This window comes from Novosphingobium sp. NDB2Meth1 (genome assembly GCF_900117425.1).
Lineage (GTDB): Bacteria > Pseudomonadota > Alphaproteobacteria > Sphingomonadales > Sphingomonadaceae > Novosphingobium.
Genome location: NZ_FPEH01000011.1, coordinates 490,852 through 514,884, shown reverse-complemented (window position 1 = coordinate 514,884; position 24,033 = coordinate 490,852). Strand labels below are relative to the sequence as shown.

34 protein-coding genes are annotated in these 24,033 nt (G+C 64.1%); 31 read left to right on the top strand and 3 right to left on the bottom strand.

The window, feature by feature from the left end:
• Positions 1-222 precede the first annotated feature (222 nt).
• The gene (locus tag NDB2M1_RS02745) at positions 223-594 is read right to left on the bottom strand and encodes a hypothetical protein (RefSeq protein WP_054121060.1); all 372 of its coding nucleotides are present in this window, start codon (positions 592-594) and stop codon (positions 223-225) included.
• A gap of 183 nt (positions 595-777) precedes the next feature.
• Between NDB2M1_RS02745 and NDB2M1_RS02740 the strand changes: the two genes are divergently transcribed.
• Together NDB2M1_RS02740 and NDB2M1_RS02735 are read left to right on the top strand one after the other, a co-directional pair.
• Positions 778-1,221 (top strand): protocatechuate 4,5-dioxygenase subunit alpha, encoded by a 444-nt coding sequence (locus tag NDB2M1_RS02740; RefSeq protein WP_072379304.1) that lies wholly within the window; start codon positions 778-780, stop codon positions 1,219-1,221.
• A complete protein-coding gene (locus NDB2M1_RS02735) occupies positions 1,221-2,063 on the top strand; it encodes a class III extradiol dioxygenase family protein (protein WP_072379302.1) in 843 nt (280 codons plus the stop codon). Before NDB2M1_RS02740 ends, NDB2M1_RS02735 begins: the two co-directional genes overlap by 1 nt.
• Before the next feature lie 17 nt (positions 2,064-2,080).
• Here NDB2M1_RS02735 and NDB2M1_RS02730 read toward each other — a convergent pair whose 3' ends face one another.
• Both NDB2M1_RS02730 and NDB2M1_RS02725 read right to left on the bottom strand, forming a co-directional pair.
• Positions 2,081-2,707, bottom strand: coding sequence for a response regulator (locus NDB2M1_RS02730; protein WP_054121063.1), 627 nt, complete (start codon positions 2,705-2,707; stop codon positions 2,081-2,083).
• Positions 2,707-4,347: a sensor histidine kinase gene (locus NDB2M1_RS02725; protein ID WP_083554610.1), complete on the bottom strand. Its 1,641-nt coding sequence runs from the start codon at positions 4,345-4,347 to the stop codon at positions 2,707-2,709. Before NDB2M1_RS02725 ends, NDB2M1_RS02730 begins: the two co-directional genes overlap by 1 nt.
• A gap of 221 nt (positions 4,348-4,568) precedes the next feature.
• On the opposite strand from NDB2M1_RS02725, the gene NDB2M1_RS02720 reads away from it, so the two are divergent.
• From NDB2M1_RS02720 to NDB2M1_RS02580, 29 genes are all read left to right on the top strand, one after another.
• On the top strand, positions 4,569-5,210 hold the full coding sequence (locus NDB2M1_RS02720; RefSeq protein WP_083554661.1) for a helix-turn-helix domain-containing protein: 642 nt from the start codon (positions 4,569-4,571) through the stop codon (positions 5,208-5,210).
• Positions 5,211-5,282: 72 nt separating this feature from the next.
• Positions 5,283-5,660, top strand: coding sequence for a hypothetical protein (locus NDB2M1_RS02715; RefSeq protein ID WP_253185746.1), 378 nt, complete (start codon positions 5,283-5,285; stop codon positions 5,658-5,660).
• Positions 5,661-5,698: 38 nt separating this feature from the next.
• The gene (locus NDB2M1_RS02710; protein ID WP_072379298.1) at positions 5,699-6,145 is read left to right on the top strand and encodes a hypothetical protein; all 447 of its coding nucleotides are present in this window, start codon (positions 5,699-5,701) and stop codon (positions 6,143-6,145) included.
• On the top strand, positions 6,142-6,729 hold the full coding sequence (locus NDB2M1_RS21685) for a winged helix DNA-binding protein (protein WP_253185745.1): 588 nt from the start codon (positions 6,142-6,144) through the stop codon (positions 6,727-6,729). Before NDB2M1_RS02710 ends, NDB2M1_RS21685 begins: the two co-directional genes overlap by 4 nt.
• A 385-nt stretch (positions 6,730-7,114) precedes the next feature.
• Positions 7,115-7,486 carry a 30S ribosomal protein S12 gene (gene rpsL / locus NDB2M1_RS02700; RefSeq protein ID WP_054121067.1) on the top strand — a complete coding sequence of 124 codons (372 nt, stop codon included), beginning with the start codon at positions 7,115-7,117 and terminating at the stop codon, positions 7,484-7,486.
• Between the two features lie 140 nt (positions 7,487-7,626).
• Positions 7,627-8,097: a 30S ribosomal protein S7 gene (rpsG, locus tag NDB2M1_RS02695; protein WP_072379296.1), complete on the top strand. Its 471-nt coding sequence runs from the start codon at positions 7,627-7,629 to the stop codon at positions 8,095-8,097.
• Positions 8,098-8,242: 145 nt separating this feature from the next.
• A complete protein-coding gene (gene fusA, locus NDB2M1_RS02690) occupies positions 8,243-10,315 on the top strand; it encodes an elongation factor G (RefSeq protein WP_054121069.1) in 2,073 nt (690 codons plus the stop codon).
• A 155-nt stretch (positions 10,316-10,470) separates the two neighbouring features.
• Positions 10,471-11,661, top strand: a complete 1,191-nt coding sequence (tuf, locus tag NDB2M1_RS02685) for an elongation factor Tu (RefSeq protein WP_054121070.1) — start codon at positions 10,471-10,473, stop codon at positions 11,659-11,661.
• Positions 11,662-11,816: 155 nt separating this feature from the next.
• Positions 11,817-12,128 carry a 30S ribosomal protein S10 gene (rpsJ, locus tag NDB2M1_RS02680; RefSeq protein ID WP_028639306.1) on the top strand — a complete coding sequence of 104 codons (312 nt, stop codon included), beginning with the start codon at positions 11,817-11,819 and terminating at the stop codon, positions 12,126-12,128.
• Between the two features lie 269 nt (positions 12,129-12,397).
• Positions 12,398-13,159 carry a 50S ribosomal protein L3 gene (gene rplC / locus NDB2M1_RS02675; RefSeq protein ID WP_072380052.1) on the top strand — a complete coding sequence of 254 codons (762 nt, stop codon included), beginning with the start codon at positions 12,398-12,400 and terminating at the stop codon, positions 13,157-13,159.
• Positions 13,160-13,162: 3 nt separating this feature from the next.
• Positions 13,163-13,792 (top strand): 50S ribosomal protein L4, encoded by a 630-nt coding sequence (gene rplD, locus NDB2M1_RS02670; RefSeq protein ID WP_072379294.1) that lies wholly within the window; start codon positions 13,163-13,165, stop codon positions 13,790-13,792.
• Complete coding sequence (locus NDB2M1_RS02665) at positions 13,785-14,090, top strand: 50S ribosomal protein L23 (RefSeq protein ID WP_072379292.1); 306 nt, start codon at positions 13,785-13,787, stop codon at positions 14,088-14,090. The genes rplD and NDB2M1_RS02665 overlap by 8 nt, the downstream gene beginning before the upstream one ends.
• Positions 14,091-14,102: 12 nt before the next feature.
• Positions 14,103-14,939 carry a 50S ribosomal protein L2 gene (gene rplB, locus NDB2M1_RS02660; protein WP_054121073.1) on the top strand — a complete coding sequence of 279 codons (837 nt, stop codon included), beginning with the start codon at positions 14,103-14,105 and terminating at the stop codon, positions 14,937-14,939.
• A 6-nt stretch (positions 14,940-14,945) separates the two neighbouring features.
• A complete protein-coding gene (gene rpsS / locus NDB2M1_RS02655) occupies positions 14,946-15,224 on the top strand; it encodes a 30S ribosomal protein S19 (RefSeq protein WP_054121074.1) in 279 nt (92 codons plus the stop codon).
• Positions 15,224-15,610: a 50S ribosomal protein L22 gene (gene rplV / locus NDB2M1_RS02650; RefSeq protein WP_054121075.1), complete on the top strand. Its 387-nt coding sequence runs from the start codon at positions 15,224-15,226 to the stop codon at positions 15,608-15,610. The genes rpsS and rplV overlap by 1 nt, the downstream gene beginning before the upstream one ends.
• Positions 15,611-15,612: 2 nt before the next feature.
• Positions 15,613-16,308, top strand: a complete 696-nt coding sequence (rpsC, locus tag NDB2M1_RS02645; protein ID WP_054121076.1) for a 30S ribosomal protein S3 — start codon at positions 15,613-15,615, stop codon at positions 16,306-16,308.
• Positions 16,309-16,323: 15 nt separating this feature from the next.
• Positions 16,324-16,758, top strand: coding sequence for a 50S ribosomal protein L16 (gene rplP / locus NDB2M1_RS02640; RefSeq protein WP_054121077.1), 435 nt, complete (start codon positions 16,324-16,326; stop codon positions 16,756-16,758).
• Positions 16,755-16,973, top strand: coding sequence for a 50S ribosomal protein L29 (rpmC, locus tag NDB2M1_RS02635; protein WP_304437615.1), 219 nt, complete (start codon positions 16,755-16,757; stop codon positions 16,971-16,973). The genes rplP and rpmC overlap by 4 nt, the downstream gene beginning before the upstream one ends.
• A gap of 10 nt (positions 16,974-16,983) precedes the next feature.
• Positions 16,984-17,253, top strand: a complete 270-nt coding sequence (rpsQ, locus tag NDB2M1_RS02630; protein WP_072379290.1) for a 30S ribosomal protein S17 — start codon at positions 16,984-16,986, stop codon at positions 17,251-17,253.
• 63 nt (positions 17,254-17,316) lie between these two features.
• Positions 17,317-17,685, top strand: coding sequence for a 50S ribosomal protein L14 (gene rplN / locus NDB2M1_RS02625; protein ID WP_054121079.1), 369 nt, complete (start codon positions 17,317-17,319; stop codon positions 17,683-17,685).
• Complete coding sequence (gene rplX, locus NDB2M1_RS02620; protein WP_054121080.1) at positions 17,685-18,002, top strand: 50S ribosomal protein L24; 318 nt, start codon at positions 17,685-17,687, stop codon at positions 18,000-18,002. The genes rplN and rplX overlap by 1 nt, the downstream gene beginning before the upstream one ends.
• Entirely contained in the window at positions 17,995-18,576 is a 582-nt protein-coding gene (gene rplE / locus NDB2M1_RS02615; protein WP_054121081.1) for a 50S ribosomal protein L5, read from the top strand. Before rplX ends, rplE begins: the two co-directional genes overlap by 8 nt.
• 62 nt (positions 18,577-18,638) lie before the next feature.
• A complete protein-coding gene (rpsN, locus tag NDB2M1_RS02610) occupies positions 18,639-18,944 on the top strand; it encodes a 30S ribosomal protein S14 (RefSeq protein WP_054121082.1) in 306 nt (101 codons plus the stop codon).
• A 10-nt stretch (positions 18,945-18,954) separates the two neighbouring features.
• The gene (rpsH, locus tag NDB2M1_RS02605) at positions 18,955-19,350 is read left to right on the top strand and encodes a 30S ribosomal protein S8 (RefSeq protein ID WP_067913314.1); all 396 of its coding nucleotides are present in this window, start codon (positions 18,955-18,957) and stop codon (positions 19,348-19,350) included.
• Positions 19,350-19,883: a 50S ribosomal protein L6 gene (rplF, locus tag NDB2M1_RS02600; protein ID WP_072379288.1), complete on the top strand. Its 534-nt coding sequence runs from the start codon at positions 19,350-19,352 to the stop codon at positions 19,881-19,883. Before rpsH ends, rplF begins: the two co-directional genes overlap by 1 nt.
• Positions 19,883-20,233: a 50S ribosomal protein L18 gene (gene rplR, locus NDB2M1_RS02595; protein WP_072379286.1), complete on the top strand. Its 351-nt coding sequence runs from the start codon at positions 19,883-19,885 to the stop codon at positions 20,231-20,233. Before rplF ends, rplR begins: the two co-directional genes overlap by 1 nt.
• A gap of 1 nt (position 20,234) precedes the next feature.
• Complete coding sequence (gene rpsE, locus NDB2M1_RS02590) at positions 20,235-20,951, top strand: 30S ribosomal protein S5 (RefSeq protein WP_072379284.1); 717 nt, start codon at positions 20,235-20,237, stop codon at positions 20,949-20,951.
• Positions 20,952-20,956: 5 nt separating this feature from the next.
• On the top strand, positions 20,957-21,133 hold the full coding sequence (rpmD, locus tag NDB2M1_RS02585; protein ID WP_072379282.1) for a 50S ribosomal protein L30: 177 nt from the start codon (positions 20,957-20,959) through the stop codon (positions 21,131-21,133).
• Positions 21,134-21,433: 300 nt separating this feature from the next.
• On the top strand, positions 21,434-23,950 hold the full coding sequence (locus tag NDB2M1_RS02580) for a TonB-dependent receptor (protein ID WP_072379280.1): 2,517 nt from the start codon (positions 21,434-21,436) through the stop codon (positions 23,948-23,950).
• Positions 23,951-24,033 lie beyond the last annotated feature (83 nt).

Sequence of the window (24,033 nt, the reverse complement as noted above, 5' to 3'; positions counted from 1 at the left end):
ATCGGCGGAAGACCCGCCTAGGGATGTTGCGTTACTGTAATACGTCTAGGCAACGGGAATGCTAGCCGCGTGCCAGAATGCAATCTGATCGACTCGCAAGTGAGATCAAGGCTGCGACGGCGTGACTGGCGGCTCGAGGGTTGTTCAGGTGACAAGAAACGCCATTAACCGCATGTTAGGTATAGGGAATAGCGCAATCTGTACGGTGAAGCAGGGCCAGGCTCAAGCTTCCCCGGGGACGGCGTAATCGCGTGCGGGAGCAAGGCGCAACGCATCGGAGATTGCGATGACCACGGCGATGGCGCGCGCTTCATCGGCAGTGAGCCCGGCAAAATCGGGGATAAATGCCCGCGCTGCTTGGATCAGATTACCCGGACTTCGCTCCAGTTCGGAGCGATACTCTGCCAGCGACGTGCACCCATCGATTGCGGACCAGTCGATTCCGCCCGGACCCGGCCGTTGGTGAAAGGCCCAGAGCGCCTGCACCGCACGCTCGACCGCCACACGCGCCTGCGCGCCAACGCCATCCGGCGATGCGCGAAGTTTCAGCTTCTGGCGATAGCGACGCTGCCGCTCGGCATTGGTCAGGGCCATGGATCCAAGATTGGCGCCGCGGCGATATGGGCGCAATCCGCATTGTCCGTTACGTAACTTTGCCTAGAAGCAAGCGTTTCACAATTGGCGCGGCGGGATTGACGCCGGTCAATTCGCGGTCGCGTCGGGGTTGCTAGGCAGAGATGCCGGGGCATCCCGGCCTTCCGGCGAGAGAAGTGTCCCATGCCACCTGCATCGTCTCCTGCATCGCGTGATCTGCGCCGCTCGATCCCCGGCACAGCCCTGTTCGATGGTGATCTTGCGATGCGTGGCCTTGCGCTCAACGCCATGTGCTTTTCGTTCAACGACGCAGCCAACCGCGCGGCCTTTGTGGCGGATGAAGACGGCTATTGTCGCAAGTACGGCCTCACCGAGGTGCAACGCGCTGCGGTCGCCGCGCGGGATGTGCCCGCGATGCTCGCGGCTGGCGGCAACGTCTATTACCTCGCCAAGCTGGCCGGCATCCTGGGGCTCAACGTGCAGGATCTGGGTGCGCTCCAGACCGGGCGCAGTGTGGCGGATTTCAAGGCCATGCTGATCGCCGCGCGGGCCGGGGTCGATCCTGAACTCGGCGGATTGCATCTGGGCGGGAGGCTAGCCGCCGACTGCCAGCGGGAGAGCGTGTAATGGCACAGGTCGTCGGCGGTTACTTCACCAGCCATGTTCCGGCCATCGGCGGCGCGATCCAGCGCGGCGATCAGCAGGCGGACTACTGGAAGCCCTTCTTCGACGGGTTTCCGCCGGTGCGGCGGTGGCTTGCCGATGTCCGCCCCGATGTCGCGGTGGTTTTCTACAACGATCACGGCCTGAATTTCTTCCTCGATGCCATGCCCACGTTCGCGGTCGGCGCAGCCGCGCGGTATGACAACGCGGACGAGGGCTGGGGCCTGCCGGTCTACAAGAGCTTCGAGGGCCACCCGAACCTTTCCTGGCATCTGATCGAGACACTGGTCGAGGCCGAATTCGACATCACCACCTGCCAGAAGATGATGGTCGACCATGCGCTCTCGATCCCGTTCGAGCTGGCCTGGCCCGATGCCGAGGCGTGGCCCGTCAAGCTTGTGCCGATCGCGATCAACACGGTGCAGTTCCCGCTGCCCTCACCGCGGCGCTGCCTCGCGCTGGGGCAGGCTGTCGGCCGCGCCTTGCGCAGCTGGCGTGGGGACGAGCGGATCGTGGTGATGGGGACCGGCGGGCTTTCACACCAGCTGGAGGGCGCGCGGGCGGGGTTCATGAACCCGGACTACGACCGCTTCTGCCTCGATCACCTGGCCGATGATCCCGCTGCGCTTACCGGCCAGACGGCCGAGCAAGTGGCCGAACTGGCGGGGACGCAAGGCGTCGAAATCCTCAACTGGATCGCCGCACGCGGAGCGCTGGGCGATGCACCGCAGGCGATGGTGATGCGCAACTACCACCTGCCGATCAGCAATACGGCGGCGGCAACAGTGGTGCTGGAACCGGCCTGAGCGGGCCGGGGCCGGGCTTACTCGCCGGGGTCGTTGACCGCCAGCAGCGCGAGTTCGGTGCGGTTTTCGATGCCCAGCTTCTGGTACATCGCGTGGAGGTAGACCTTCACCGTGCCTTCGCCGATGCCGAGCTCCGCGCCGATATCGCGGTTGCGCATGCCGCGCGCGACGAGGCGGGCGATCCGGCGCTCGCGCTGGTTGAGGCGTTCGAGCGGGCCGCCGGTCTCGACGCTCAACGAGAGATCGAGCGCGCGCTGGAGCAGGGCGGAATCGATCGCCTTGCCGCCCGCGTGGACTTTCTCGAGCACTTCGACGAGGCCGCCTTCGGCGCCGTCCTTGTAGACGATGCCTTCGACCCCCGCGCGCATCACCGCGAGCAGCTGGCGATCGTTGATCCCCGCCGTCAGCAGCACGACCGCGCGCTTGTCCCCCTTCGACCGCAGCGCTTCCAGCGCCTGCACGCCGTTCATTCCGGGCATGTTGATATCGAGCAGGACAATGGACGGATCGTGGGTGCTGATCGCGGCAAGCGTTTCCTCCCCGCTGGCCGTGCCGGCAACGACCTGGAACCGGCTGCCGCGCAGAACGGCTTCGACACCGGCACGAATGAAACCGTGATCATCGGCAACAAGAACGGGAATCATCAGGCAATCCTATTGGGCAAAGCGATATCAAGCACCGCACCGGGGCGATTATGGCAGATCGAGAGAGTTCCGCCCAGAGCCTCGACGCGTTCGCTGATCGATCGGGGGCGATGGATCGGACTGTCGGTGGGGAAGCCTTCGCCGTTGTCGGCGATCCGCAAGGTGAGGCCCGGACCGCCGGTGCTGACCGAGACGGCGACATCGCTGCAACTGCCGTGGCGGGCGGCATTGGCGATCGCCTCGCGCATCAACTGTCGCAATTCGTGGGCAAGGCCGATCGATACCGGCATGGGCCGGATCTGCGCCTCGAGCCGGACGGTGATGTGCCAATGCTGGCTCATTTCTCCCAGCAGTGTTTCCAGTTCCTCGATGAGATCGGTGCGGCGGTCGCCTTCCTCGCCCCGCCGCAGCCGCTGGATCATCGCGCGCAGTTCGCCCTGCTCTCGCCTGAGCGCGGCCTTGAGGTCGTTGATCTCGTCGGTGGGATCCTGCCCCTCGCGGATCCAGCGCGAAAGTGCTTCGAGGCGGAACAGCGTGCCGGCGAGAAATTGCGCCACGCTGTCATGCAGATCGCGCGCGAGCGCGTCACGCAGCGCGGCGGCGGACGCGGCCTGCGCCAGTTCCGCAAGATCTTCGCGGTCGAGTTCGGTGCTGAGGTGGCGGCCGATCGTCTCGACCAGCGGGAGATCGTCGACGCACATGTCCGGAATGCCCCAGATGAGGAGCTGCCCGGGGCCCGCGGCGGTTTCGAAGGTGACGATCATCGCCTCCTTGACCCCGCAATGCTCGGCGAGCGGCGCGTCGACCGGGCCATTCAAGGCGATCGGATAGGAACTGGCGCGGCTGATGATGCGGCGCCCGCGCGTGCGGTCGATCAGGGAGGCCCGGTCCGGCTCGCCGAAGCAGCCCTCCAGCACTTCAGGCCCCAGCCGCTCGACAATCACCGCATAGCCGGAATCGCGCAGCAATTCGGTCCAGGGCTCCTCGCCGTGAGGCACCGCGATGGCTGCACCGCGCGCCTGCAGTGAGACGCGCGCGAAGGTCAGCGTATCCACGAGGATCGCATTGCGCCGCTCGCCGGGCGTGCCGGGGGTGCGCGGCATCGGCGCGGAACGCGGCCCGCGCTGCTCGCCGCTGAGCCAGACCATCATGATCGAGAGGACGCCGAGATACATCAACCGACGGCCGTAGCGGTATGGATCGAACGGGAAGCCGAGGACGAACAGTCCGGTGCCGATCACGAGATTGAGCCCGATCAGTGCGAGCGCTGTCCACGCGACAGCAAACCAGCCCCAGCGCAAGGTCGCGCTGATCAGCAGGAACGCGGTGAGCGCCATGAACGGACTGTTGAAATCCGCCTTGCTGATTTCGGAGAAGTAGACCGCGAAGACAAATGCCAGCGTATCGATCCCGTGAACCCACGGCGCGAGGCGGAACTCCCACCACCAGCTGCGCCAGGCGATCATGATCATCACCGCAGCGCCCGCGAGGTAGGCAGCCAGCATGATGTAAACGCCCGAACCGCCAGGTCCTGGCGTGGTGGGATCAATCAGAAGCGCCACAAGGAACACGAGCGCCATCGCCGCACGGCTGGTTGCGAGAACCTTGCCGGTTCGCCGGGCGAACATCCGCGGCTTCATGCGATCCTTGCTCCGGAGTTAATATCTAATTTAACCTATGTTAGGAGTCATATGATTTTTTGCCACAGTCGGCAATGTCCACTCGTACGATTTGGTCCGAAACAGGTGATGAAGTTGAGTAGTTCTTGCGGTCAAGCCAGTCTTAATCCATTTTTACCGCCGGTTTGGCGATTTCAGGGTCATAACAAGAAATCATGGGAAAGTCGGATCATAAGCTAGCAATGCCGCGCCTGCCGGATGCCGACAAGCCGGCTTGTTCTGCGGCAGCGCAGGCAGTGGCGGACCAGGATGGTACATTACGTTCCGAGTCGACCGAATCGGAGATTGCGCAGGGTATCCTGACAGCTCTTACCGACAAGCAGCGTGCCGTCCTCGACCTCCTGATCGAGCACAAGACCTCCAAGGAGATATCGCGCATCCTGGGTATCTCTCACCATACGGTCGATCAGCGCATCATGCTGGCCCGCGCCAAGCTCGGCGTCGCCACGCGCGGCGAGGTGGCGCAGGCCTATCGTCGTCTTGTTGCCGGTCCCGCGCCCGTTCCAGCCATATACGAACGAGCCGTATATGACTTTTCCGATGTCGCGCCGCTGGCAGATGCGCTGCAGGAACCGATCCGGGAAGACAGGACGGACTGGATACAAAGCCCGCCGAGCCGCCGGGGTTCACTGCCAAGGGCCGTGTACCGCAGCGACGAAGCACTGGCCGAGCCCTACCATCATGTCCTCCCGGAGATGTTCGACGGGCCTTACGGGACCCTACTCCGGCTCGGGACCATTGCGGCCTTCGCCATGTTCCTGATCCTGATCGTCATGGGCGGTCTCGCGATGTTTGCGCAGTTGTCGCAGATCATCGCACACTGAACCGGCGCGAACCTCTCCATCTTGTTGGCAGATGTGGGCCCGGGGGAGGGCTCCGGGCATGGAGAGACAGTGATGACCGCTTTTGCTACCCAGACAGCGCCTGAGATGCCACTTGCCGTGGCGCAGCTGCGGATCGCCCGCGATCTGCATCAGGCCGAAGCAGCGCTCGACGAGGCGCTCGTGCGCCAGGCGCAGCTGCTTCAGACGATGGTTGGTGCCCGCCGTGAAACGGGTGTTGCGCCTTTCCTCGGCCAGGACGCGCTCATGCGTCTGCTCAAGAGCCAGCAGGACCTCCTCGATGCCGGCGGCGAACTCGCCCGCGTCCATGGCCGGCTCAGCACGATCTCGGTCGAGACCTGCGGCGGCAACGATGCCTGTCCGCCGGCTGCACTCCTTGAAGGCGCAGGCATCATCGATGCGGTTCCGGCATCGGTGGCCCAGGCCGCGTGATGTCGATCCAGACCACCGATCGGAAATCCTGACCCGCCATGGTGTGGCTCTGGATACTTCGCATAGCGCTGATCGCCACTGTGTTGTTCGCCGCCCGGAAGGGGGACGAGCCCGAACAACTGGTGGCGACGGTGCTGCTTTCCACATTCGCACTGGATGTGGGCAATCATATGCTGTTCGGCGATCCGGCCTGGTACACGGTCAACCCGGGACACCTGGTGATCGATACCTGGGCATTCTTCACTCTGCTCTGGGTGGCGCTCTACGCCAATCGCGGCTGGCCGCTGTGGGTCTCTGCCTCACAGGTTCTCGTCGTGCTTGGCCATGTCGCAAAGCTCTGGGAAGTGGACATGGTCCGCCGAGCCTATTGGACGATGACGCAAATGCCTTTCCTGTTTCAGCTGATCGTGCTGGCAATCGGCACGGGGGCGCATGTCGAGCGCCAGCGCCGCATTGGCCGCTATCATTCTTGGCGCCTCGTATGAGCTCGCGCATCATCCGCCGCCACGATCGTGGCCGCCGCCGCGCTGCTTTGCGCCGTGCCAATCCGGCTTCGCTGACCGATACGGTAGCCGGGCACGATCCGATGGGGGAGGCGGGCCGCGTTGCTGCGCCCGAAGTGACCGCCGCGGTCGCCGCCGGACTGCACGAGGCCTCGGCACGGATCACGCCCGAAGCGCTGCTGGCCTTTGCCCGCGAGACCTACGCGATCCGCCGCCGCCGTGACCGGCATTTGCCGGGGGACCTGTTCGGCGAGCCGACATGGGACATCCTGCTCGATCTCTATGTCGCGACGCGCGAGGGGCGGCCGGTGCCCACCACGAGTGCCTGCATCGGCGCCAATGTCCCGCCGACCACGGCCTTGCGCTGGCTGCGCATCCTGGAGGCACGGGGGCTGGTCGAGCGCGAGGAAGACGGCCGCGACGGGCGCCGCACGTTCGTCCGCCTGTCGGCGCGGGGACTTGCCGCGATGGACGATTGGCTTCACGTGGCCCTTGCCATGCTGGACCATTCGGTCGGTTCGATCCTGCGCCGGTACAACCCGCCGCTTGCCGAAGCGGCAGAATAGGTCCGGCTCCAAGGCCCGCCGGCGGCTTGATGCTTGACCGGCGGGTGGTTCCGGCCTAAGGGCCCCCGTCCCGAGAGGCCTCAGGCTGATCGGTTCAACAGAGCTGAACATTGCCGGTGCGCGGCAAGTGGGGCCTCGAAGGCGGTTTTGCTGCCATTCGCGGGTCCCTCTTGTGTTTGGTCCAGTCTCCCGAATCGGGAACAGGCCATCCCATGCCGTCAGCCGTCAAAGTAACCCGGTGGCGACTTGCCCCGGGTGGAGTGTTTTCGGCTCATGCAGCATTTCGGCGCAAGGCCCTTGCCGGTCTTGCCCGCCGCTGGATGAGATTTTCCGCAAACCTTCACCTGGTTCCTGCCGCGCCCGCAACCAAGGTGAAGAGTCCTTCATGCCTACGATCAACCAGCTGGTCCGCAAGGGCCGCGAACCGCAGAAGACCAAGTCCAAGGTCCCTGCGATGGAGCAGAACCCGCAGAAGCGTGGCGTTTGCACCCGCGTCTACACGACGACCCCGAAGAAGCCGAACTCGGCGCTGCGCAAGGTGGCCAAGATCCGCCTGACCAACAGCCGCGAAGTCATCTCGTACATCCCGGGCGAGGGCCACAACCTGCAGGAGCACTCGGTCGTGCTCATCCGCGGCGGCCGTGTGCGCGACCTTCCGGGCGTGCGCTACCACGTGCTGCGCGGCGTGCTCGATACCCAGGGTGTCAAGGACCGCAAGCAGTCGCGTTCGAAGTACGGCGCCAAGCGTCCGAAGTAAGTTTCACCAGGGGCCGGCTCCAGTCCGCTTCCCCGCCCGGCTACCCTACGGGTTAGCATCTGGGTGGTCGGGCGGGGGAGCGGGCTGGAGCCGCAAGGCAGACCCGGATGGGGCTGCCGCACTCCGAAGGAGTACATAAAATGTCTCGTCGTCGTCGTCCCGAAAAGCGGGAAATCCTGCCGGATCCGAAGTTCAACGATCAGATCCTGTCGAAGTTCATGAACAACCTCATGCTCGACGGGAAGAAGTCGGTCGCTGAAAGCATCGTCTACGGCGCCATGGAAACGATGCAGGCCCGCGCCAAGGCGGACCCGCTGCAGCTGTTCCACGATGCGCTCAACAACGTGAAGCCGCAGATCGAAGTGCGCAGCCGCCGTGTCGGCGGTGCGACCTATCAGGTCCCCGTCGAAGTGCGTGCCGAGCGTGCGCAGGCGCTGGCCATCCGCTGGCTGATCACCGCCGCGCGCAACCGCAGCGAAACCACGATGTCGGCGCGCCTGTCGTCGGAACTGCTGGATGCCGCCAACAACCGCGGCAACGCGGTCAAGAAGCGTGAAGACACCCACCGCATGGCCGACGCCAACCGCGCCTTCAGCCACTACCGCTGGTAATCTGGCGCTGGTAAGCAGCGGCTTGCCCGAGAGGGTTGCCTGATTGTCACAGGATGATCAGGCAGCCGTCTTGAAACGGTCACGCTAAGCACTCTATGGGGCGGGCCGGAACCATCCGGCCCATCCCGAACCCAAGGAACCTCCCATGGCCCGCAGCCATCCGCTCGAGCGCTATCGCAATTTCGGCATCATGGCGCACATCGACGCCGGCAAGACCACGACGACCGAGCGTATCCTCTACTACACCGGAAAGTCCTACAAGATCGGCGAAGTCCACGACGGCGCCGCGACGATGGACTGGATGGAGCAGGAGCAGGAACGCGGCATCACGATCACGTCGGCCGCGACGACTTGCTTCTGGCGCGATCACCGCCTGAACATCATCGACACCCCCGGCCACGTCGACTTCACCATCGAAGTCGAGCGTTCGCTGCGCGTGCTGGACGGCGCGGTTGCCGCGTTCGACGGCGTTGCCGGCGTCGAGCCGCAGTCGGAAACGGTGTGGCGCCAGGCCGACAAGTACAACGTGCCGCGCATGTGCTTCATCAACAAGCTCGACCGCACCGGTGCGAACTTCAAGTACTGCGTGCAGACGATCATCGATCGCCTCGGCGCGAAGCCTGCGGTGCTTTATCTGCCGATCGGCGCAGAAAGCGATTTCAAGGGCCTCGTCGATCTCGTCGAGAACCGTGCGATCATCTGGAAGGACGAAAGCCTCGGCGCCGAGTTCTTCTATGAGCCGGTCCCGGCCGACATGGCGGACGAAGCGGCTGAATATCGCAACAACCTCATCGAGCTTGCCGTCGAGCAGGACGACGAGGCGATGGAAGCGTACCTCGAAGGCAACGAGCCCGACGTCGCGACGCTCAAGGCGCTGATCCGCAAGGGCACGCTGAACCAGTCGTTCGTGCCGGTGCTGTGCGGTTCGGCGTTCAAGAACAAGGGCGTGCAGCCCCTGCTCGACGCCGTGGTCGACTACCTGCCTTCGCCGCTCGACATCGAAGACGTGCAGGGCATCAACCCCGACACCGACGAGCCGGACAGCCGCGCCACGTCGGACGAGGCACCGTTCTCGGCGCTCGCGTTCAAGATCATGAACGACCCCTTCGTCGGCTCGCTGACCTTCACCCGCATCTATTCGGGCACGCTGACCAAGGGCAGCTACCTGAACTCGGTGAAGAACAAGAAGGAGAAGGTCGGCCGCATGCTGCTGATGCACTCCAACAATCGCGAGGACATCGATGTGGCCTACGCGGGCGACATCGTCGCGCTGGCCGGTCTCAAGGAGACTACCACCGGCGATACGCTGTGCTCGGAAAAGCAGCCGATCATCCTCGAGCGCATGGAATTCCCCGAGCCGGTGATCGAGCTCTCGGTGGAGCCGAAGACCAAGGCCGACCAGGAGAAGATGGGCATCGCGCTCAACCGTCTCTCGGCCGAGGATCCCTCGTTCCGCGTCTCGACCGATCATGAATCGGGCCAGACCATCATCAAGGGCATGGGCGAACTCCACCTCGAAATCCTTGTCGACCGCATGAAGCGTGAGTTCAAGGTCGAGGCGAACGTCGGCGCGCCGCAGGTGGCCTACCGCGAGTACCTCGGCAAGCCCGTGGACATCGACTACACCCACAAGAAGCAGTCGGGCGGTACCGGTCAGTTCGGCCGCGTGAAGGTCAAGGTCACGCCGGGCGAGCGCGGTTCGGGCTTCGTCTTCAAGGACGAGATCAAGGGCGGCAATATTCCGAAGGAATACATCCCCGCCATTGAGAAGGGCTTCCGCGAGACGGCAGAGACCGGTTCGCTGATCGGCTTCCCGATCATCGACTTCGAAGTCCTGCTCTATGACGGCGCCTACCACGACGTCGACTCGTCGGCGCTGGCCTTCGAAATCTGTGCCCGCGGCGCGATGCGCGAAGTGGCCCAGAAGTCGGGGATCAAGCTGCTCGAGCCGATCATGAAGGTCGAGGTGATCACGCCGGAGGAATACCTCGGCGACGTGATCGGCGACATCAACTCGCGGCGCGGCCAGATCCAGGGCACCGACAGCCGGGGCAATGCCCAGGCGGTTGTCGCCATGGTCCCGCTGGCGAACATGTTCGGCTACGTGAACCAGCTGCGCTCGTTCACGCAGGGACGCGCGAACTACTCGATGTTCTTCGATCACTACGATGAAGTCCCGGCAAACGTCGCGACCGAGATCAAGGCGAAGATGGCGTAACACGGCGTTTTCCGGGACTTCGCGCTCCGGCGCGGATTACCGGGGAACGGCGGGCTTGCATAAGCAAGCGGATCAATCTAGGGGCGGCGCCTGATTCAGCGGGCGCCGACCTCGAACCCGCAGTATCTGCAATTTTAGAGAAGAAGGTTTGAGCAATGGCCAAGGCTAAGTTTGAGCGGACCAAGCCGCACTGCAACATCGGCACCATCGGTCACGTCGACCATGGCAAGACCACCCTGACGGCAGCGATCACCAAGGTGCTCGCCGAGACCGGCGGCGCGACGTTCACCGACTACGCGAACATCGACAAGGCTCCAGAAGAGCGCGAGCGCGGCATCACCATCTCGACGGCGCACGTCGAGTACGAGACCGCCAACCGCCACTATGCGCACGTCGACTGCCCGGGCCACGCCGACTACGTGAAGAACATGATCACCGGTGCCGCCCAGATGGACGGCGCGATCCTGGTCGTGAACGCTGCTGACGGCCCGATGCCGCAGACCCGCGAGCACATCCTGCTTGCCCGTCAGGTCGGCGTGCCGGCGCTCGTCGTGTACATGAACAAGGTCGACCAGGTTGACGACGAGGAAATCCTCGAGCTCGTCGAGCTGGAAGTGCGCGAGCTGCTCTCGTCGTACGACTTCCCGGGTGACGATATTCCGATCGTCAAGGGTTCGGCTCTGGCCGCCCTCGAAGGCCGCGACGACGCCATCGGCAAGAACTCGATCAACGAGCTCATGGCCGCTGTCGACAGCTACATCCCGCAGCCGCCGCGCCCGACCGACAAGCCCTTCCTGATGCCCGTCGAAGACGTGTTCTCGATCTCGGGTCGTGGCACCGTCGTGACTGGCCGCGTCGAAACCGGCATCGTCAAGGTTGGTGAAGAAGTCGAGATCGTCGGCCTCAAGAACACCACCAAGACCGTCGTCACCGGCGTCGAAATGTTCCGCAAGCTGCTCGACCAGGGTGAAGCCGGCGACAACATCGGCGCGCTGGTTCGCGGCGTGAAGCGTGAAGAAGTCGAGCGTGGCCAAGTTCTCGCCAAGCCCGGTTCGGTTACGCCGCACACCGAGTTCTCGGCTGAGGTCTACGTGCTGTCGAAGGACGAAGGTGGCCGTCACACGCCGTTCTTCGCCAACTACCGCCCGCAGTTCTACTTCCGCACCACCGACGTGACCGGCGAAGTGATCCTTCCCGAAGGCACCGAAATGGTCATGCCCGGCGACAACCTGACCCTGTCGGTCCGTCTCATCGCGCCGATCGCGATGGACGAAGGTCTGCGCTTCGCGATCCGCGAAGGTGGCCGCACCGTCGGTTCGGGGGTTGTCAGCAAGATCACGAAGTAATATAGGCCGCGCACCGGCGGGAGATTCGCTTCTCCCGCCGGTCCGGTTTTTACGGATCAGCGGCCCGCTTTCTCCTCGCTTCGACAGCTGGGGCAGGGTGAGAGGGTGGAGCGGCTGGTTTTTTTGTTTTCGCTCTTTCGCATCGGTAAACGGACATGGACGCCCAGAATATTCGCATTCGTCTCAAGGCTTTTGATCACCGCGTGCTCGATCAGGCCACTGGCGAAATCGCAGACACCGCACGCCGCACCGGCGCGCTGATCCGGGGCCCCATTCCGCTTCCGACGCGCATCGAGAAGTTCTGCGTCAACCGCGGCCCGCACGTCGACAAGAAGTCGCGCGAGCAGTTCGAGGTTCGCACCTACAAGCGGCTGCTCGACATCGTGCAGCCCAACGCCGCCACCGTGGACGCGCTCATGAAGCTCGACCTCGCAGCTGGCGTCAACGTCGAGATCAAGTTGGCCTAAGGCAGCTTGCCCTGCCCCCGCGAAGGCGGGGGTCGCGTAACAAGTTTCGCCTCTGCTTTGGCAGGGGCAACCAGAGTTTTGGAGGCCAAGCCTCCCGGACAATGGGATACCTCCGGCGCCGCCTCAGCTGAGGCACCTAGCCGGGCAAGCGTCCCCCGTTCGCTCCTGTTCACGCAGGGGCACTCAGCCCGGACGGGGCGCGCTTCACATACGGGCTGAACACGCCTCGCGGGGATGGTCCTCGCAAGGCCTCTGTAAGGAGTATGGTCATGCGCACCGGCGTGATCGCGAAGAAGGTCGGGATGACCCGGCTTTTCCAGGACGACGGACGGCACGTGCCGGTTACCGTCCTGGCGCTTGAAAATTGCCAGGTGGTCTCGGTTCGCACCGAAGAGCGCGACGGTTATGTCGCGGTTCAGCTCGGTGCGGGTCAGGCCAAGCAGAAGAATGTCGCCAAGCCGCAGCGCGAGCATTTCGCGAAGGCTGAAGTCGAACTGAAGATGGAAGTCGCCGAGTTCCGCGTCGCCGAAGACGCGCTGCTCGAAGTCGGCTCGACCATCGCCGCCTCGCACTTCGTGCCCGGCCAGTATGTCGACATCACCGGTCACACCCAGGGCAAGGGCTTTGCTGGCGCGATGAAGCGCTGGGGCTTCGGCGGTATGCGCGCCACCCACGGTGTTTCGATCACCCACCGTGCGCACGGTTCGACGGGTAACCGTCAGGATCCGGGCCGCGTGTTCAAGAACAAGAAGATGGCCGGCCACATGGGCGACCGTCAGCGCACCCAGCAGAACCTCGAGATCGTCCGCACCGACGATGAGCGCGGCCTGATCTTCGTCAAGGGCTCGGTCCCTGGTTCGAAGAACGGCTGGCTGCTCGTCCGCGATGCGGTCAAGCTCGGCCGTCACGCTGAAGCGCCGTATCCGGCCGGTCTCAAGCAGGCTGCCAACAGCAATGACACGGCTGCGGCCGACACGCCGGCGGAAGACACCGCTGCGGTCGAGACCACCGTCGATGGTCAGGAGGGCTAAGTCGTGAAGGTTCAGGTCCTCAATCTCGATGGCACCGCAGCCGGCGAAGCCGAGCTCTCGGATGCCGTGTTCGGCGTCGCTCCGCGCGCTGACATCCTCCACCGCGTTGTCACCTGGCAGCTCGAGAAGCGTCGCGGCACGGCCCGTGGTGCCCGCGAGCGTTCGGATGTGGCGCGCACCGGCAAGAAGCTGGGCAACCAGAAGGGCGGCGGCGGTGCTCGTCACGGCGATCGCGCGGCTCCGATCTTCATCGGCGGCGGCAAGGCCCACGGTCCCCGCGTCCGTGACTTCGATCCCTCGCTCAACAAGAAGATCCGCGCGCTCGGTCTGAAGATGGCGCTCTCGACCAAGGCCCAGTCGGAAGGTCGCGGCCTCGTCGTCGTCGACACGCTCGACACCGACGGCAAGACCGCCACGCTCGCCGCGACGCTCGCCAAGGCGGGCTTCGGCAAGAAGGTGCTGGTGATCGACGGCGAAGCGGTGAACGACAACTTCGCCCGCGCCGCCCGCAACATCATCGGGGTCAATGTGCTCCCGGCGATGGGCGCGAACGTCTACGACATCCTGAAGCATGATACGCTGGTGCTGACGCGCGCTGCGGTCGAAAAGCTGGAGGCGCGTTTCAATGGCTAAGGACGCAATCGACACGCGTCACTACGACGTGATCGTGGCTCCCCACATCACCGAGAAGTCGACGCTGCTCAGCGAGCACAATGCCGTGGTCTTCAAGGTCGCGGACAAGGCGACCAAGCCGCAGATCAAGGCTGCGGTCGAAGCCCTGTTCGGCGTGAAGGTCACCAAGGTGAACACGCTGAACCAGGACGGCAAGACCAAGCGCTGGAAGGGTGCACCCTACAAGCGTTCGGACTTCAAGAAGGCGGTTGTGACGCTGGCTCCGGGCCAGTCGATCGACGTCACCAGCGGTATCTGAGGCGCATAGACCATGGCACTCAAGAACTATAACCCGACCAGCCCCGCCCGGCGCGGCCTGATCCTCGTCGACAAGTCGTCGCTGTGGAAGGGCAAGCCCGTCAAGGCGCTGACCGAGGGCAAGACCAAGACCGGCGGCCGCAACAACAAGGGCCACGTGACCAGCCGCGGCATCGCGGGCGGCCACAAGCAGCGCTACCGGTTCATCGACTTCAAGCGCCGCAAGTGGGACATGCCCGCGACCGTCGAGCGTCTGGAGTATGACCCCAACCGCACCGCGTTCATCGCGCTCGTCAAGTACGAGGACGGTGAGCAGACCTACATCCTCGCGCCGCAGCGTCTCGCGGTCGGTGACCAGGTCGTCGCCGGCGAGAAGACCGACGTGAAGCCGGGCAACGCGATGCTGCTCAGCCAGATGCCGGTCGGCACGATCATCCACAACGTGGAGATGAAGCCGGGCAAGGGCGGTCAGATCGCGCGTTCGGCCGGCACTTATGTCCAGCTCGTCGGTCGTGACCGCGGCATGGTCATCGTCCGCCTGAACTCGGGCGAGCAGCGCTACCTGCGCGGCGATTGCATGGGCACGGTTGGCGCGGTCTCGAACCCCGACAACTCGAACCAGAACCTTGCCAAGGCCGGTCGCGGCCGCTGGCTCGGCCGTCGTCCGCTCACCCGCGGTGTCGCCAAGAACCCGGTCGATCACCCGCACGGCGGTGGTGAAGGCCGCACCTCGGGTGGCCGTCATCCGGTCACGCCGTGGGGCAAGCCGACCAAGGGCGCCCGTACCCGTCACAACAAGCAGACGGACAAGATGATCATCCGTTCGCGTCACGCGAAGAAGAAGAGGTAACACCCCATGGCACGTTCCGTCTGGAAGGGACCCTTCGTCGACCTGCACCTCCTGAAGAAGGCCGAAGTGGCCCAGGATGCTGGTTCGCGTGCAGGTCCGATCAAGACCTGGTCGCGTCGTTCGACCATTCTCCCGCAGTTCGTTGGTCTGACGTTCAACGTCTACAACGGGCACAAGTTCATCCCCGTCTCGGTCAACGAAGAGATGGTCGGCCACAAGCTTGGTGAATTCGCGCCGACGCGCACGTTCCCCGGCCACGCCGCTGACAAGAAGGGCAAGCGCTAATGGGTAAGCCCAAGTCCCCGCGCCGCGTTGCGGACAACGAAGCGCTCTCGGTCGGCACGCAGATCCGCGGCTCGGCCCAGAAGCTGAACCTCGTTGCCGGCCTGATCCGCGGCAAGCGCGCCGAAGACGCGATGAACATCCTCGCCTTCTCGAAGAAGGCGATGGCTGTCGACGCGCGCAAGGTGCTCGCCTCGGCGATCGCCAACGCCGAGAACAACCACAACCTCGATGTCGACGCGCTCGTCGTCGCCGAGGCTTCGGTTGGCAAGTCGATCACGATGAAGCGCTTCCACACCCGTGGTCGCGGCAAGTCCACCCGCATCCTGAAGCCGATCTCGCGCCTGCGGATCGTGGTTCGCGAAGCGGCTACTGGTGAGGAGGCCTGATCATGGGTCACAAGTCGAACCCCATCGGTCTGCGCCTGCAGATCAACCGCACCTGGGATAGCCGCTGGTACGCGGAAGGCCGCAACTACCAGACGCTGCTGCGTGAAGACCTTGCCATGCGCAAGTTCATCATGGAGCACCTGCCGCAGGCAGCGATCTCCAAGGTCGTCATCGAGCGTCCGGCCAAGACCTGCCGCGTGTCGATCTATGCCGCCCGTCCGGGCGTCATCATCGGCAAGAAGGGTGCGGACATCGAGAAGCTGCGCAGCCAGCTCGCCAAGATGACTGCCGGCGACGTGAAGCTGAACATCGTCGAGATCCGCAAGCCGGAGATCGATTCCAAGCTCGTTGCGCAGGGTATTGCCGATCAGCTCGTTCGCCGCGTGGCGTTCCGCCGTGCGATGAAGCGCGCGGTGCAGTCGGCGCTCCGTCTCGGTGCCGAAGGCATCAAGATCACCTGCGGCGGCCGTCTCGGCGGTGCGGAAATCGCCCGCGTCGAGTGGTACCGCGAAGGCCGCGTGCCGCTGCACACGCTGCGTGCGAACATCGATTATGCCGAAGCCGTGGCGCACACCGCCTATGGCGTGATCGGCATCAAGACCTGGATCTTCAAGGGCGAAATCCTTGGCCACGATCCCATGGCGCAGGACCGGCTGATGATGGAGGCTCAAACCTCCGGCGTCCGCCCGGCGCGCTAAGGTAGGTACAGAACCATGCTGCAACCGAAAAAGACCAAGTTCCGCAAGGCCTTCAAGGGCCGGATCAAGGGCGACGCCAAGGGTGGCACGGACCTCAACTTCGGTTCGTACGGCCTCAAGGCGCTCGAACCGGAGCGGGTTACCGCCCGCCAGATCGAAGCGGCCCGCCGTGCGATCACGCGCCACATCAAGCGCCAGGGTCGTCTCTGGATCCGCGTGTTCCCGGATGTGCCGGTCTCGAAGAAGCCTGCCGAAGTCCGTCAGGGCAAGGGCAAGGGTTCGATCGAATACTGGGCAGCCCGCGTGAAGCCGGGTCGCATCCTGTTCGAGCTCGACGGCGTTGCCGGCCCGCTCGCGGCAGAAGCGTTCAGCCGCGCCGCGATGAAGCTGCCGATCAAGACCAAGGTCGTTGCCCGCCTCGGCGACACCTCGCACCTCGGAGGCGAATGATGGCCCAGAGCAAAGCAAAGTTTGAAGATCTGCGCGTCAAGTCTGACGACCAGCTCCAGGCTGACCTTGTCGAACTGAAGCGCGAGCAGTTCAACCTGCGCTTCCAGGCGGCGACCAACCAGCTCGAGCGTCCGGCCCGCATCCGCGAGGTCCGCCGCGACATCGCCCGTATCAAGACGCTGCAGACTGAGCGTTCTCAGTCGGCCAAGGCGTAAGGAAGAGACTATGCCCAAGCGTATTCTGATCGGGACGATCGTCTCGGACAAGACCGACAAGACCGTGGTGGTCAAGGTCGAGCGCAAGGTGAAGCACCCGCTCTACGGGAAGATCATCCGTCGCTCGAAGAAGTACCACGCCCACGACGAGACCAACTCGTTCAAGGCCGGCGAGACCGTGCGCATCGAAGAGACCGCGCCGATCTCGAAGCTGAAGACGTGGAAGGTCGTCGACCGCGTGCAGGCCGGCAAGGCCGCCGCGATCGAAGCCGACGTCTAAAGTCGAAACAGTTTTGGAACTGCCGGACTGGTTCCGGCAAGCCAGTGAGAAGGAACCGGATCAATGATCCAGATGCAGTCCAATCTCGAAGTCGCTGACAACAGCGGCGCGAAGCGCGTCCAGTGCATCAAGGTGCTGGGCGGGTCGAAGCGTCGTTTCGCCAGCGTCGGCGATGTGATCGTCGTGTCGATCAAGGAAGCGCAGCCGCGTGCCCGCGTCAAGAAGGGCGACGTGCACCGTGCGGTGATCGTGCGTACCCGCAAGGATGTGCGCCGCGCCGATGGCAGCGTGATCCGCTTCGACACCAATGCCGCCGTGCTCGTCGGCAAGAACGAAGAGCCGATCGGCACCCGTATCTTCGGCCCCGTGGTGCGTGAACTGCGCGCCCGCGGCTTCATGAAGATCATCAGCCTTGCGCCGGAGGTGCTGTAATGTCGGCTGCCAAGATCAAGAAGGGTGACAGCGTCGTCGTCCGTTCGGGCAAGGACAAGGGCCGCACGGGCACCGTGCTGCAGGTCATGCCCAAGGAAGACAAGGTTGTCGTGGCCGGCGTGAACATCGCCGCGCGCCACCGCAAGCCGACCCAGGAGAACCCGCAGGGCGGCATCGACCGCCGCGAGGCTCCGCTGCACATCTCGAAGGTTGGTCTGGCCGGCAAGGACGGCAAGCCCACCCGCGTGCGCTTCGAAACGAAGGACGGCAAGAAGGTCCGCGTGGCCGTCAAGACCGGGGAGACGATCGATGGCTGACAAGTACGTGCCGCGCATGAAGGCCAAGTACGAAGCCGAGATCGCTGCCGCGATGCAGGCCAAGTTCGGCTACGCGAACCACATGGAAATTCCGAAGATCGAGAAGATCACGCTCAACATGGGCGTGGGCGAGGCGAGCCAGGACAAGAAGAAGGTGACGACCGCTGCTGCCGAGATGGAACTCATCTCGGGCCAGAAGCCGGTGATCACCAAGGCGAAGAAGTCGATCGCGCAGTTCAAGCTGCGTGAAGGCATGCCGATCGGTTGCAAGGTGACCCTGCGCCGCGAACGCATGTACGAATTCCTCGACCGTCTCATCACCATCGCGATGCCCCGCATCCGCGACTTCCGTGGTCTGAACCCGAAGTCGTTCGACGGGCGCGGCAACTACGCGATGGGTCTGAAGGAGCAGATCATCTTCCCGGAGATCAGCTACGACCAGATCGAGAAGGTGCGCGGCATGGATATCATCGTCACCACCACCGCCAAGACCGACGACGAAGCGCGCGAGCTGCTCCGCCTGTTCGGTTTCCCGTTCCCGCGCGACGCTGCTGAAGAGCAGAAGGCCGCCTGAGGATATCCCGGCTCGAGCCCCGAAAGGCTCGCCAATGGTTTTGAAGAAGAGAGCTTAAGTCCATGGCGAAACTGAGTTCCATCAACAAGAATGAGCGTCGCAAGAAGCTCGTTCAGAAGTACGCGGCGAAGTACGCTGCGCTGAAGGCCGTCGCAGACGACGAGAAGCTCGATGAAACCGAGCGCCTCATCGCCCGCCTCAAGATGGCCGAGCTGCCGCGCAACGCGAACCCGACCCGCGTGCGCAACCGCTGCAACACCACCGGTCGTCCGCGCGGCTACTACCGCAAGTTCGGCCTCTGCCGCGTCGAGCTGCGCGATCTCGCCAACAAGGGGATGATCCCCGGCGTGACCAAGTCGAGCTGGTAAGGATCACGAGATGGCATTGACCGATCCCCTGGGTGATATGCTCACCCGCATCCGCAACGGCCAGCAGGCGAAGAAGGACTCGGTCCTTTCGCCCGCTTCGAAGCTGCGTCTCCACGTTCTCGAAGTTCTCCAGCGCGAGGGCTACATCCGCGGCTTCACGGAGGACGCCACCGGCGCCCACCCGCAGCTGCGCATCGAGCTGAAGTATTTCGAAGGCCAGCCGGCGATCAAGCACGTGGCCCGCGTCTCGAAGCCCGGCCGCCGCGTCTACTCGGGTTCCAAGGAACTCCCGGTGGTCCGCAACGGCCTTGGCATCACCATCGTCTCGACGCCGAAGGGCGTGCTCTCGGATGCCGAGGCGCGCGCTGCCAACGTCGGCGGCGAAGTGCTGGCGGAGGTGTTCTGATGAGCCGCATCGGCAAGAAGCCGGTGACGATCCCGAGCGGCGTCACCGCGGATATCGCGAACGGCGTGATCACCGTGAAGGGCCCCAAGGGCACGCTCACGCTGAACATGCGCGATGAGATCAGCTACACCGTCGATGGCAATGCCATCATCGTGAAGCCGGCGAACGACACCAAGTCCGCCCGCGCGTTCTGGGGCATGCAGCGTACGCTGGTCGACAATCTCGTTGTCGGCGTGACGGAAGGGTACACCAAGACCCTGAACATCACCGGCGTTGGCTACCGCGCCAACTCGCAGGGCAAGACCCTTAAGCTGCAGCTCGGCTACAGCCACGATGTCGATTTCGAGATCCCTGACGGGATTGAGATCAAGACCCCGGACAACACCACCGTGCTGATCTCGGGCATCGACAAGCAGAAGGTCGGCCAGGTGGCCGCCGAGATCCGTCGCTGGCGCAAGCCCGAACCCTACAAGGGCAAGGGTATCAAGTACGCCGGCGAGTTCATCTTCCGAAAGGAAGGGAAGAAGAAGTAATGGCCAAGCTCTCGCTCTTCGATCGCCGCCGCCAGCGCGTCCGTACCGCGCTCAAGGCTCGTTCCAGCGGCCGTCCCCGGCTGTCGGTGCACCGCTCCGGCCGTCACATCTACGCGCAGATCATCGACGACGCCGCGGGCAAGACGCTCGCCGCCGCTTCCAGCCTTGTGAAGGGCCAGAAGGCGATCGGCGCCACGGTTGATGCCGCCGCGCAGGTGGGCAAGGACATTGCCGAACGCGCCAAGGCTGCCGGCATCACCACCGTCGTGTTCGATCGCGGCGGCTTCCTGTTCCACGGCCGCGTCAAGGCGCTGGCCGACGCTGCCCGCGAAAACGGGCTGGAGTTCTAAGATGGCTGACGAAACCGTTCTGGAAGGCGCCCCCGGCGCCGATGTGGCCACCGACGCGCCCCGCGAGGGTCGTGGTCGTGGTGACCGTGGTCGTGGCCGCGGCGGTAATGACCGCGGCGGCGAACGTGGTGGCCGTGGCCGCCGCGATGATCGCGGTCGCGGCAACCGTGACGAGGAAGGCGGCGAGGAGCTGATCGAGAAGCTCGTCCACATCAACCGCGTCTCCAAGACCGTGAAGGGCGGCAAGCGCTTCGGTTTCGCCGCGCTCGTCGTGGTCGGCGATGGCAAGGGCCGTGTCGGCTTCGGTCATGGCAAGGCCCGCGAAGTGCCGGAAGCGATCACCAAGGCGACCGCTTCGGCCAAGAAGACCATGGTCCGCGTTCCGCTCAAGGAAGGCCGTACCCTGCACCATGACGGCAAGGGTCGTTTCGGCGCTGGCAAGGTGAACGTCCGTTCGGCGCCCGCCGGTACCGGCATCATCGCCGGTGGTCCGATGCGCGCCGTCTTCGAGAGCCTCGGCGTGGCTGACGTGGTGACCAAGTCGGTCGGCACCTCGAACCCCTACAACATGATCCGCGCGACGTTCGACGCGCTCACCGATCAGACCAGCCCGAAGTCGGTTGCGCAGCGCCGCGGCAAGAAGATTGCCGACCTGCTCGGTCGTGGCGGTGCGGTTGCTGCTGAAGCCGAGGCGGAAGCCGCGGCGATCGTGGAGTAAGAACCATGGCCAAGATCAAGCTCAAGCAGATCGGTTCGCCGATCCGTCGCCCCGAAAGCCAGAAGAAGATCCTCATCGGTCTCGGTCTGGGCAAGATGCACCGCATCGTCGAGCTGGAAGACACCGCCGAAGTGCGCGGTGCCATCGCGAAGCTCCCGCACATGGTGGCGGTGGTCGACTGATCCTGCACTCATCCGGTCCGGATGGGTCATGCAATTGAAAAGAGGCCTTGGCAGCGATGCCAAGGCCTCTTTTTTTGCCGAGAGACGGGTGGCGTACGGATCCATAACAAAAGATATATGAAATAACTGCATTATTGCCCATTTTAGCTATATCGTTCGTAGTATTAGTGTCACCTTCGCGTGCTCTGGAGCGGTCACGCGCGGAGTCTGATGTTTTGCCCACGCCGCCTCCCGGGTGGTACACGGTGGGGGCCTTTCTCCGCGCGGGATCATTCGATCCCCAATCGGAGACCAGAACACATGCGCTTCCCCCCCAAGTTCCTTGCGGCCGCCAGCCCGATCGCCATCGGCGTGACCGCGCTCTCGTCACCCGCTTTCGCCCAGTCGACCGGTTCGGTCGAATTCGAGAAGGAAATCGTGGTCACCGGCACGCGCGGCACCCAGCAGGTTGCCGGTGTCGCGTCGCCGGATACGCCCAAGGCGAGAGCCGTGCTGACGCAGGAGACGATCCAGCGCCAGAACCCGGGCCAGACCATTCTCGATACGATCAACCTGATCCCGGGCGTCAGCTTCCAGAACAATGACGCTTACGGTTCGGCCGGCGGTACGCTGAGCATCCGCGGTTTCGATGCAAGCCGCATCAGCCTGACCTTCGACGGCGTTCCGCTCAATGATTCGGGCAACTACGCGATCTATTCGAACCAGCAGCTCGATCCGGAGATCATCTCCGAGGTCAACGTCAACCTCGGCACCACCGACGTCGACAGCCCCACCGCCTCTGCCGTTGGCGGCACGGTGAATTACCGCAGCAAGACGCCGGATCACGATCTCGGCCTGCTCGTTTCGGGCTCGCTCGGTGAATACAACTTCCGCCGCGGCTTCGTGAAGGTGGAGACGGGGGACCTGACAGCCAGCGGTACCCGCGCATGGTTTTCCGCCAGCACCGCCAGGAACGACAATCCGTTCAACAATTACGGCAAGGTCAACAAGCAGCAGTACAACGGCAAGATCTACCAGCCGCTAGCTGGCGATGACTTCATCTCGATCGCGGCGCACTACAACCAGAACCGCAACAACTTCTTCGGCTCGCTGCCGCTGCGCAACGATGCCAATCGCACGGTCGGTTCGGGGGCGGGCAACCGCTTCCCGGCCAACACCGACGAGCGCGGCTATCTCGTCAACTCGCCCTGCACGATTGCGCCCGGCGTGACCGGCACGGCGGATGCCGCGAGCACCTGCGGCACCGAGTTCGACCGTCGCTACAACCCGTCGAACACCGGCAACGTGCGCATTTCCTCGCGCTTCACGCTGGCCGATCACCTCGTCCTCACGGTCGATCCGAGCTACCAGTGGGTCAAGGCCAATGGCGGCGGCACGGTGACCGGGCTAGAAGGCACCCGCACCATTGCAGGCACGGCCTACACCGGCTTCCTCGGCGGCCGCTACTATTTCGGCAAGGATCTCAATGGTGATGGCGATGCGCTCGACTCGGTCACGCTGCTCGCTCCCAGCCAGACCAAGACCCGCCGCTATGGCCTGATCGCCAGCCTCAAGTGGGACATCAACCCCGATAACAGTGTGCGCCTTGCCTATACCTACGATGGCGCGCGTCACCGCCAGACGGGCGAAGTCGGCACCTTGCAGGTCAATGGTGAACCGACCGATGTCTTCCCCGTCAACAATCCGCTGCGCGCTGCCAACGGCGTGGTCGTGCAGAAGCGCGACCGCCTGTCCTACGCCATCCTCCACCAGGTCGCGGGCGAATATCGCGGCGAGTTTTTCGGCGGCAACCTCGTGGTCAATGCCGGCGTGCGTGCGCCGTTTTTCAAGCGTAATCTGACCAACTATTGCTTCGCCACGTCGGCCAGCGGCAACGTCGATTGCTTCGGCCAGGATGCGACGCTCAACGCGGCCTATGCTGCGGCCAACCCGTATTCGTTCAACAGCACGACCAATCGCTTCACCGGCTTCGCGGCGCCGCAGCAGCGCGTGTTCAATTTCAACAAGGTCCTGCCCAACGTCGGCTTCGTCTACAAGCTGGGCGGCGGCGTGAGCCTGTTCGCCAACTACTCGAAGGGTCTCTCGGTTCCGGGCACGGACAGCCTCTACAACGCCTTCGTGTTCCCCGCCGGCACCGAACAGGCGCTGCCCAAGCCCGAGACGACCGACAACTTCGACGGCGGCGTGCGCTATCGCTCCGGCAAGATTCAGGGCGAGATTTCGGGCTATTACAACAAGTTCAAGAACCGTCTGGCGAGCGCCTACGATCCCGAGCTCGACGTCAACGTCTTCCGCAACCTCGGCGACGTGAAGAAGTACGGCTTTGACGCCTATGTCTCATACCAGCCGATCCCGGCGCTCAGCCTCTATGCCTTCGCCGGCGCGATCAAGTCCGAGATCCAGAACGACGTGCAGATCAATGCCACCACGTTTGCCGCTACTGCCGGCAAGCGCGAATCCGGCATCCCGACCTACTCGTTCGGCGGTTCGGTCCGCGGCTCCGTGGGGCCGTTCGATCTGGGCGTGACGGCCAAGCGCACCGGTCCGCGCTACTACAACGACGAGAATCTGCCCGTCACCGTGGCTGGCAACGAAGTCTATCCGGCGCAGATCCCGGCCTACACGTTCGTCAATCTCGATGCCCGCTTCAACCTCAAGGGCATCGGCAAGGGCAGCTACCTGCAGCTCAACGTCTACAACCTGTTCGACGAGTTCTCGGTCGGCGGCGTAGGCGGCACGCTGCTGCACACCGCGACCTACTTCGCCCAGATCGGCGCCCCGCGCACGGTCAGCGGGACGCTCGTGGTCGGCTTCTGATCACATAGCCGAAATGGGAACCGGCCCGGACCCGAGCACCATGCTCGGTCCGGGCCGGCCGTGGTGGACGATCCACCTATCTC

What these genes read in the sequence shown, in the direction of transcription:
- rpsH (WP_067913314.1), top strand. Translation starts at nt 18,955, where the DNA reads ATGGCATTGACCGATCCCCTGGGTGATATGCTCACCCGCATCCGCAAC.
- NDB2M1_RS02725 (WP_083554610.1), bottom strand. Translation starts at nt 4,347, where the DNA reads ATGAAGCCGCGGATGTTCGCCCGGCGAACCGGCAAGGTTCTCGCAACC.
- fusA (WP_054121069.1), top strand. Translation starts at nt 8,243, where the DNA reads ATGGCCCGCAGCCATCCGCTCGAGCGCTATCGCAATTTCGGCATCATG.
- rpmD (WP_072379282.1), top strand. Translation starts at nt 20,957, where the DNA reads ATGGCCAAGATCAAGCTCAAGCAGATCGGTTCGCCGATCCGTCGCCCC.
- rplN (WP_054121079.1), top strand. Translation starts at nt 17,317, where the DNA reads ATGATCCAGATGCAGTCCAATCTCGAAGTCGCTGACAACAGCGGCGCG.
- rpsN (WP_054121082.1), top strand. Translation starts at nt 18,639, where the DNA reads ATGGCGAAACTGAGTTCCATCAACAAGAATGAGCGTCGCAAGAAGCTC.
- rplR (WP_072379286.1), top strand. Translation starts at nt 19,883, where the DNA reads ATGGCCAAGCTCTCGCTCTTCGATCGCCGCCGCCAGCGCGTCCGTACC.
- rplV (WP_054121075.1), top strand. Translation starts at nt 15,224, where the DNA reads ATGGGTAAGCCCAAGTCCCCGCGCCGCGTTGCGGACAACGAAGCGCTC.
- rpsG (WP_072379296.1), top strand. Translation starts at nt 7,627, where the DNA reads ATGTCTCGTCGTCGTCGTCCCGAAAAGCGGGAAATCCTGCCGGATCCG.
- rplP (WP_054121077.1), top strand. Translation starts at nt 16,324, where the DNA reads ATGCTGCAACCGAAAAAGACCAAGTTCCGCAAGGCCTTCAAGGGCCGG.
- tuf (WP_054121070.1), top strand. Translation starts at nt 10,471, where the DNA reads ATGGCCAAGGCTAAGTTTGAGCGGACCAAGCCGCACTGCAACATCGGC.
- NDB2M1_RS02730 (WP_054121063.1), bottom strand. Translation starts at nt 2,707, where the DNA reads ATGATTCCCGTTCTTGTTGCCGATGATCACGGTTTCATTCGTGCCGGT.
- rpsL (WP_054121067.1), top strand. Translation starts at nt 7,115, where the DNA reads ATGCCTACGATCAACCAGCTGGTCCGCAAGGGCCGCGAACCGCAGAAG.
- rpmC (WP_304437615.1), top strand. Translation starts at nt 16,755, where the DNA reads ATGATGGCCCAGAGCAAAGCAAAGTTTGAAGATCTGCGCGTCAAGTCT.
- NDB2M1_RS21685 (WP_253185745.1), top strand. Translation starts at nt 6,142, where the DNA reads ATGAGCTCGCGCATCATCCGCCGCCACGATCGTGGCCGCCGCCGCGCT.
- NDB2M1_RS02720 (WP_083554661.1), top strand. Translation starts at nt 4,569, where the DNA reads ATGCCGCGCCTGCCGGATGCCGACAAGCCGGCTTGTTCTGCGGCAGCG.
- rplC (WP_072380052.1), top strand. Translation starts at nt 12,398, where the DNA reads ATGCGCACCGGCGTGATCGCGAAGAAGGTCGGGATGACCCGGCTTTTC.
- rplE (WP_054121081.1), top strand. Translation starts at nt 17,995, where the DNA reads ATGGCTGACAAGTACGTGCCGCGCATGAAGGCCAAGTACGAAGCCGAG.
- rpsQ (WP_072379290.1), top strand. Translation starts at nt 16,984, where the DNA reads ATGCCCAAGCGTATTCTGATCGGGACGATCGTCTCGGACAAGACCGAC.
- rplB (WP_054121073.1), top strand. Translation starts at nt 14,103, where the DNA reads ATGGCACTCAAGAACTATAACCCGACCAGCCCCGCCCGGCGCGGCCTG.
- rplF (WP_072379288.1), top strand. Translation starts at nt 19,350, where the DNA reads ATGAGCCGCATCGGCAAGAAGCCGGTGACGATCCCGAGCGGCGTCACC.
- NDB2M1_RS02740 (WP_072379304.1), top strand. Translation starts at nt 778, where the DNA reads ATGCCACCTGCATCGTCTCCTGCATCGCGTGATCTGCGCCGCTCGATC.
- rpsJ (WP_028639306.1), top strand. Translation starts at nt 11,817, where the DNA reads ATGGACGCCCAGAATATTCGCATTCGTCTCAAGGCTTTTGATCACCGC.
- rplX (WP_054121080.1), top strand. Translation starts at nt 17,685, where the DNA reads ATGTCGGCTGCCAAGATCAAGAAGGGTGACAGCGTCGTCGTCCGTTCG.
- rpsC (WP_054121076.1), top strand. Translation starts at nt 15,613, where the DNA reads ATGGGTCACAAGTCGAACCCCATCGGTCTGCGCCTGCAGATCAACCGC.
- NDB2M1_RS02665 (WP_072379292.1), top strand. Translation starts at nt 13,785, where the DNA reads ATGGCTAAGGACGCAATCGACACGCGTCACTACGACGTGATCGTGGCT.
- NDB2M1_RS02580 (WP_072379280.1), top strand. Translation starts at nt 21,434, where the DNA reads ATGCGCTTCCCCCCCAAGTTCCTTGCGGCCGCCAGCCCGATCGCCATC.
- NDB2M1_RS02715 (WP_253185746.1), top strand. Translation starts at nt 5,283, where the DNA reads ATGACCGCTTTTGCTACCCAGACAGCGCCTGAGATGCCACTTGCCGTG.
- NDB2M1_RS02710 (WP_072379298.1), top strand. Translation starts at nt 5,699, where the DNA reads ATGGTGTGGCTCTGGATACTTCGCATAGCGCTGATCGCCACTGTGTTG.
- NDB2M1_RS02745 (WP_054121060.1), bottom strand. Translation starts at nt 594, where the DNA reads ATGGCCCTGACCAATGCCGAGCGGCAGCGTCGCTATCGCCAGAAGCTG.
- NDB2M1_RS02735 (WP_072379302.1), top strand. Translation starts at nt 1,221, where the DNA reads ATGGCACAGGTCGTCGGCGGTTACTTCACCAGCCATGTTCCGGCCATC.
- rpsS (WP_054121074.1), top strand. Translation starts at nt 14,946, where the DNA reads ATGGCACGTTCCGTCTGGAAGGGACCCTTCGTCGACCTGCACCTCCTG.
- rpsE (WP_072379284.1), top strand. Translation starts at nt 20,235, where the DNA reads ATGGCTGACGAAACCGTTCTGGAAGGCGCCCCCGGCGCCGATGTGGCC.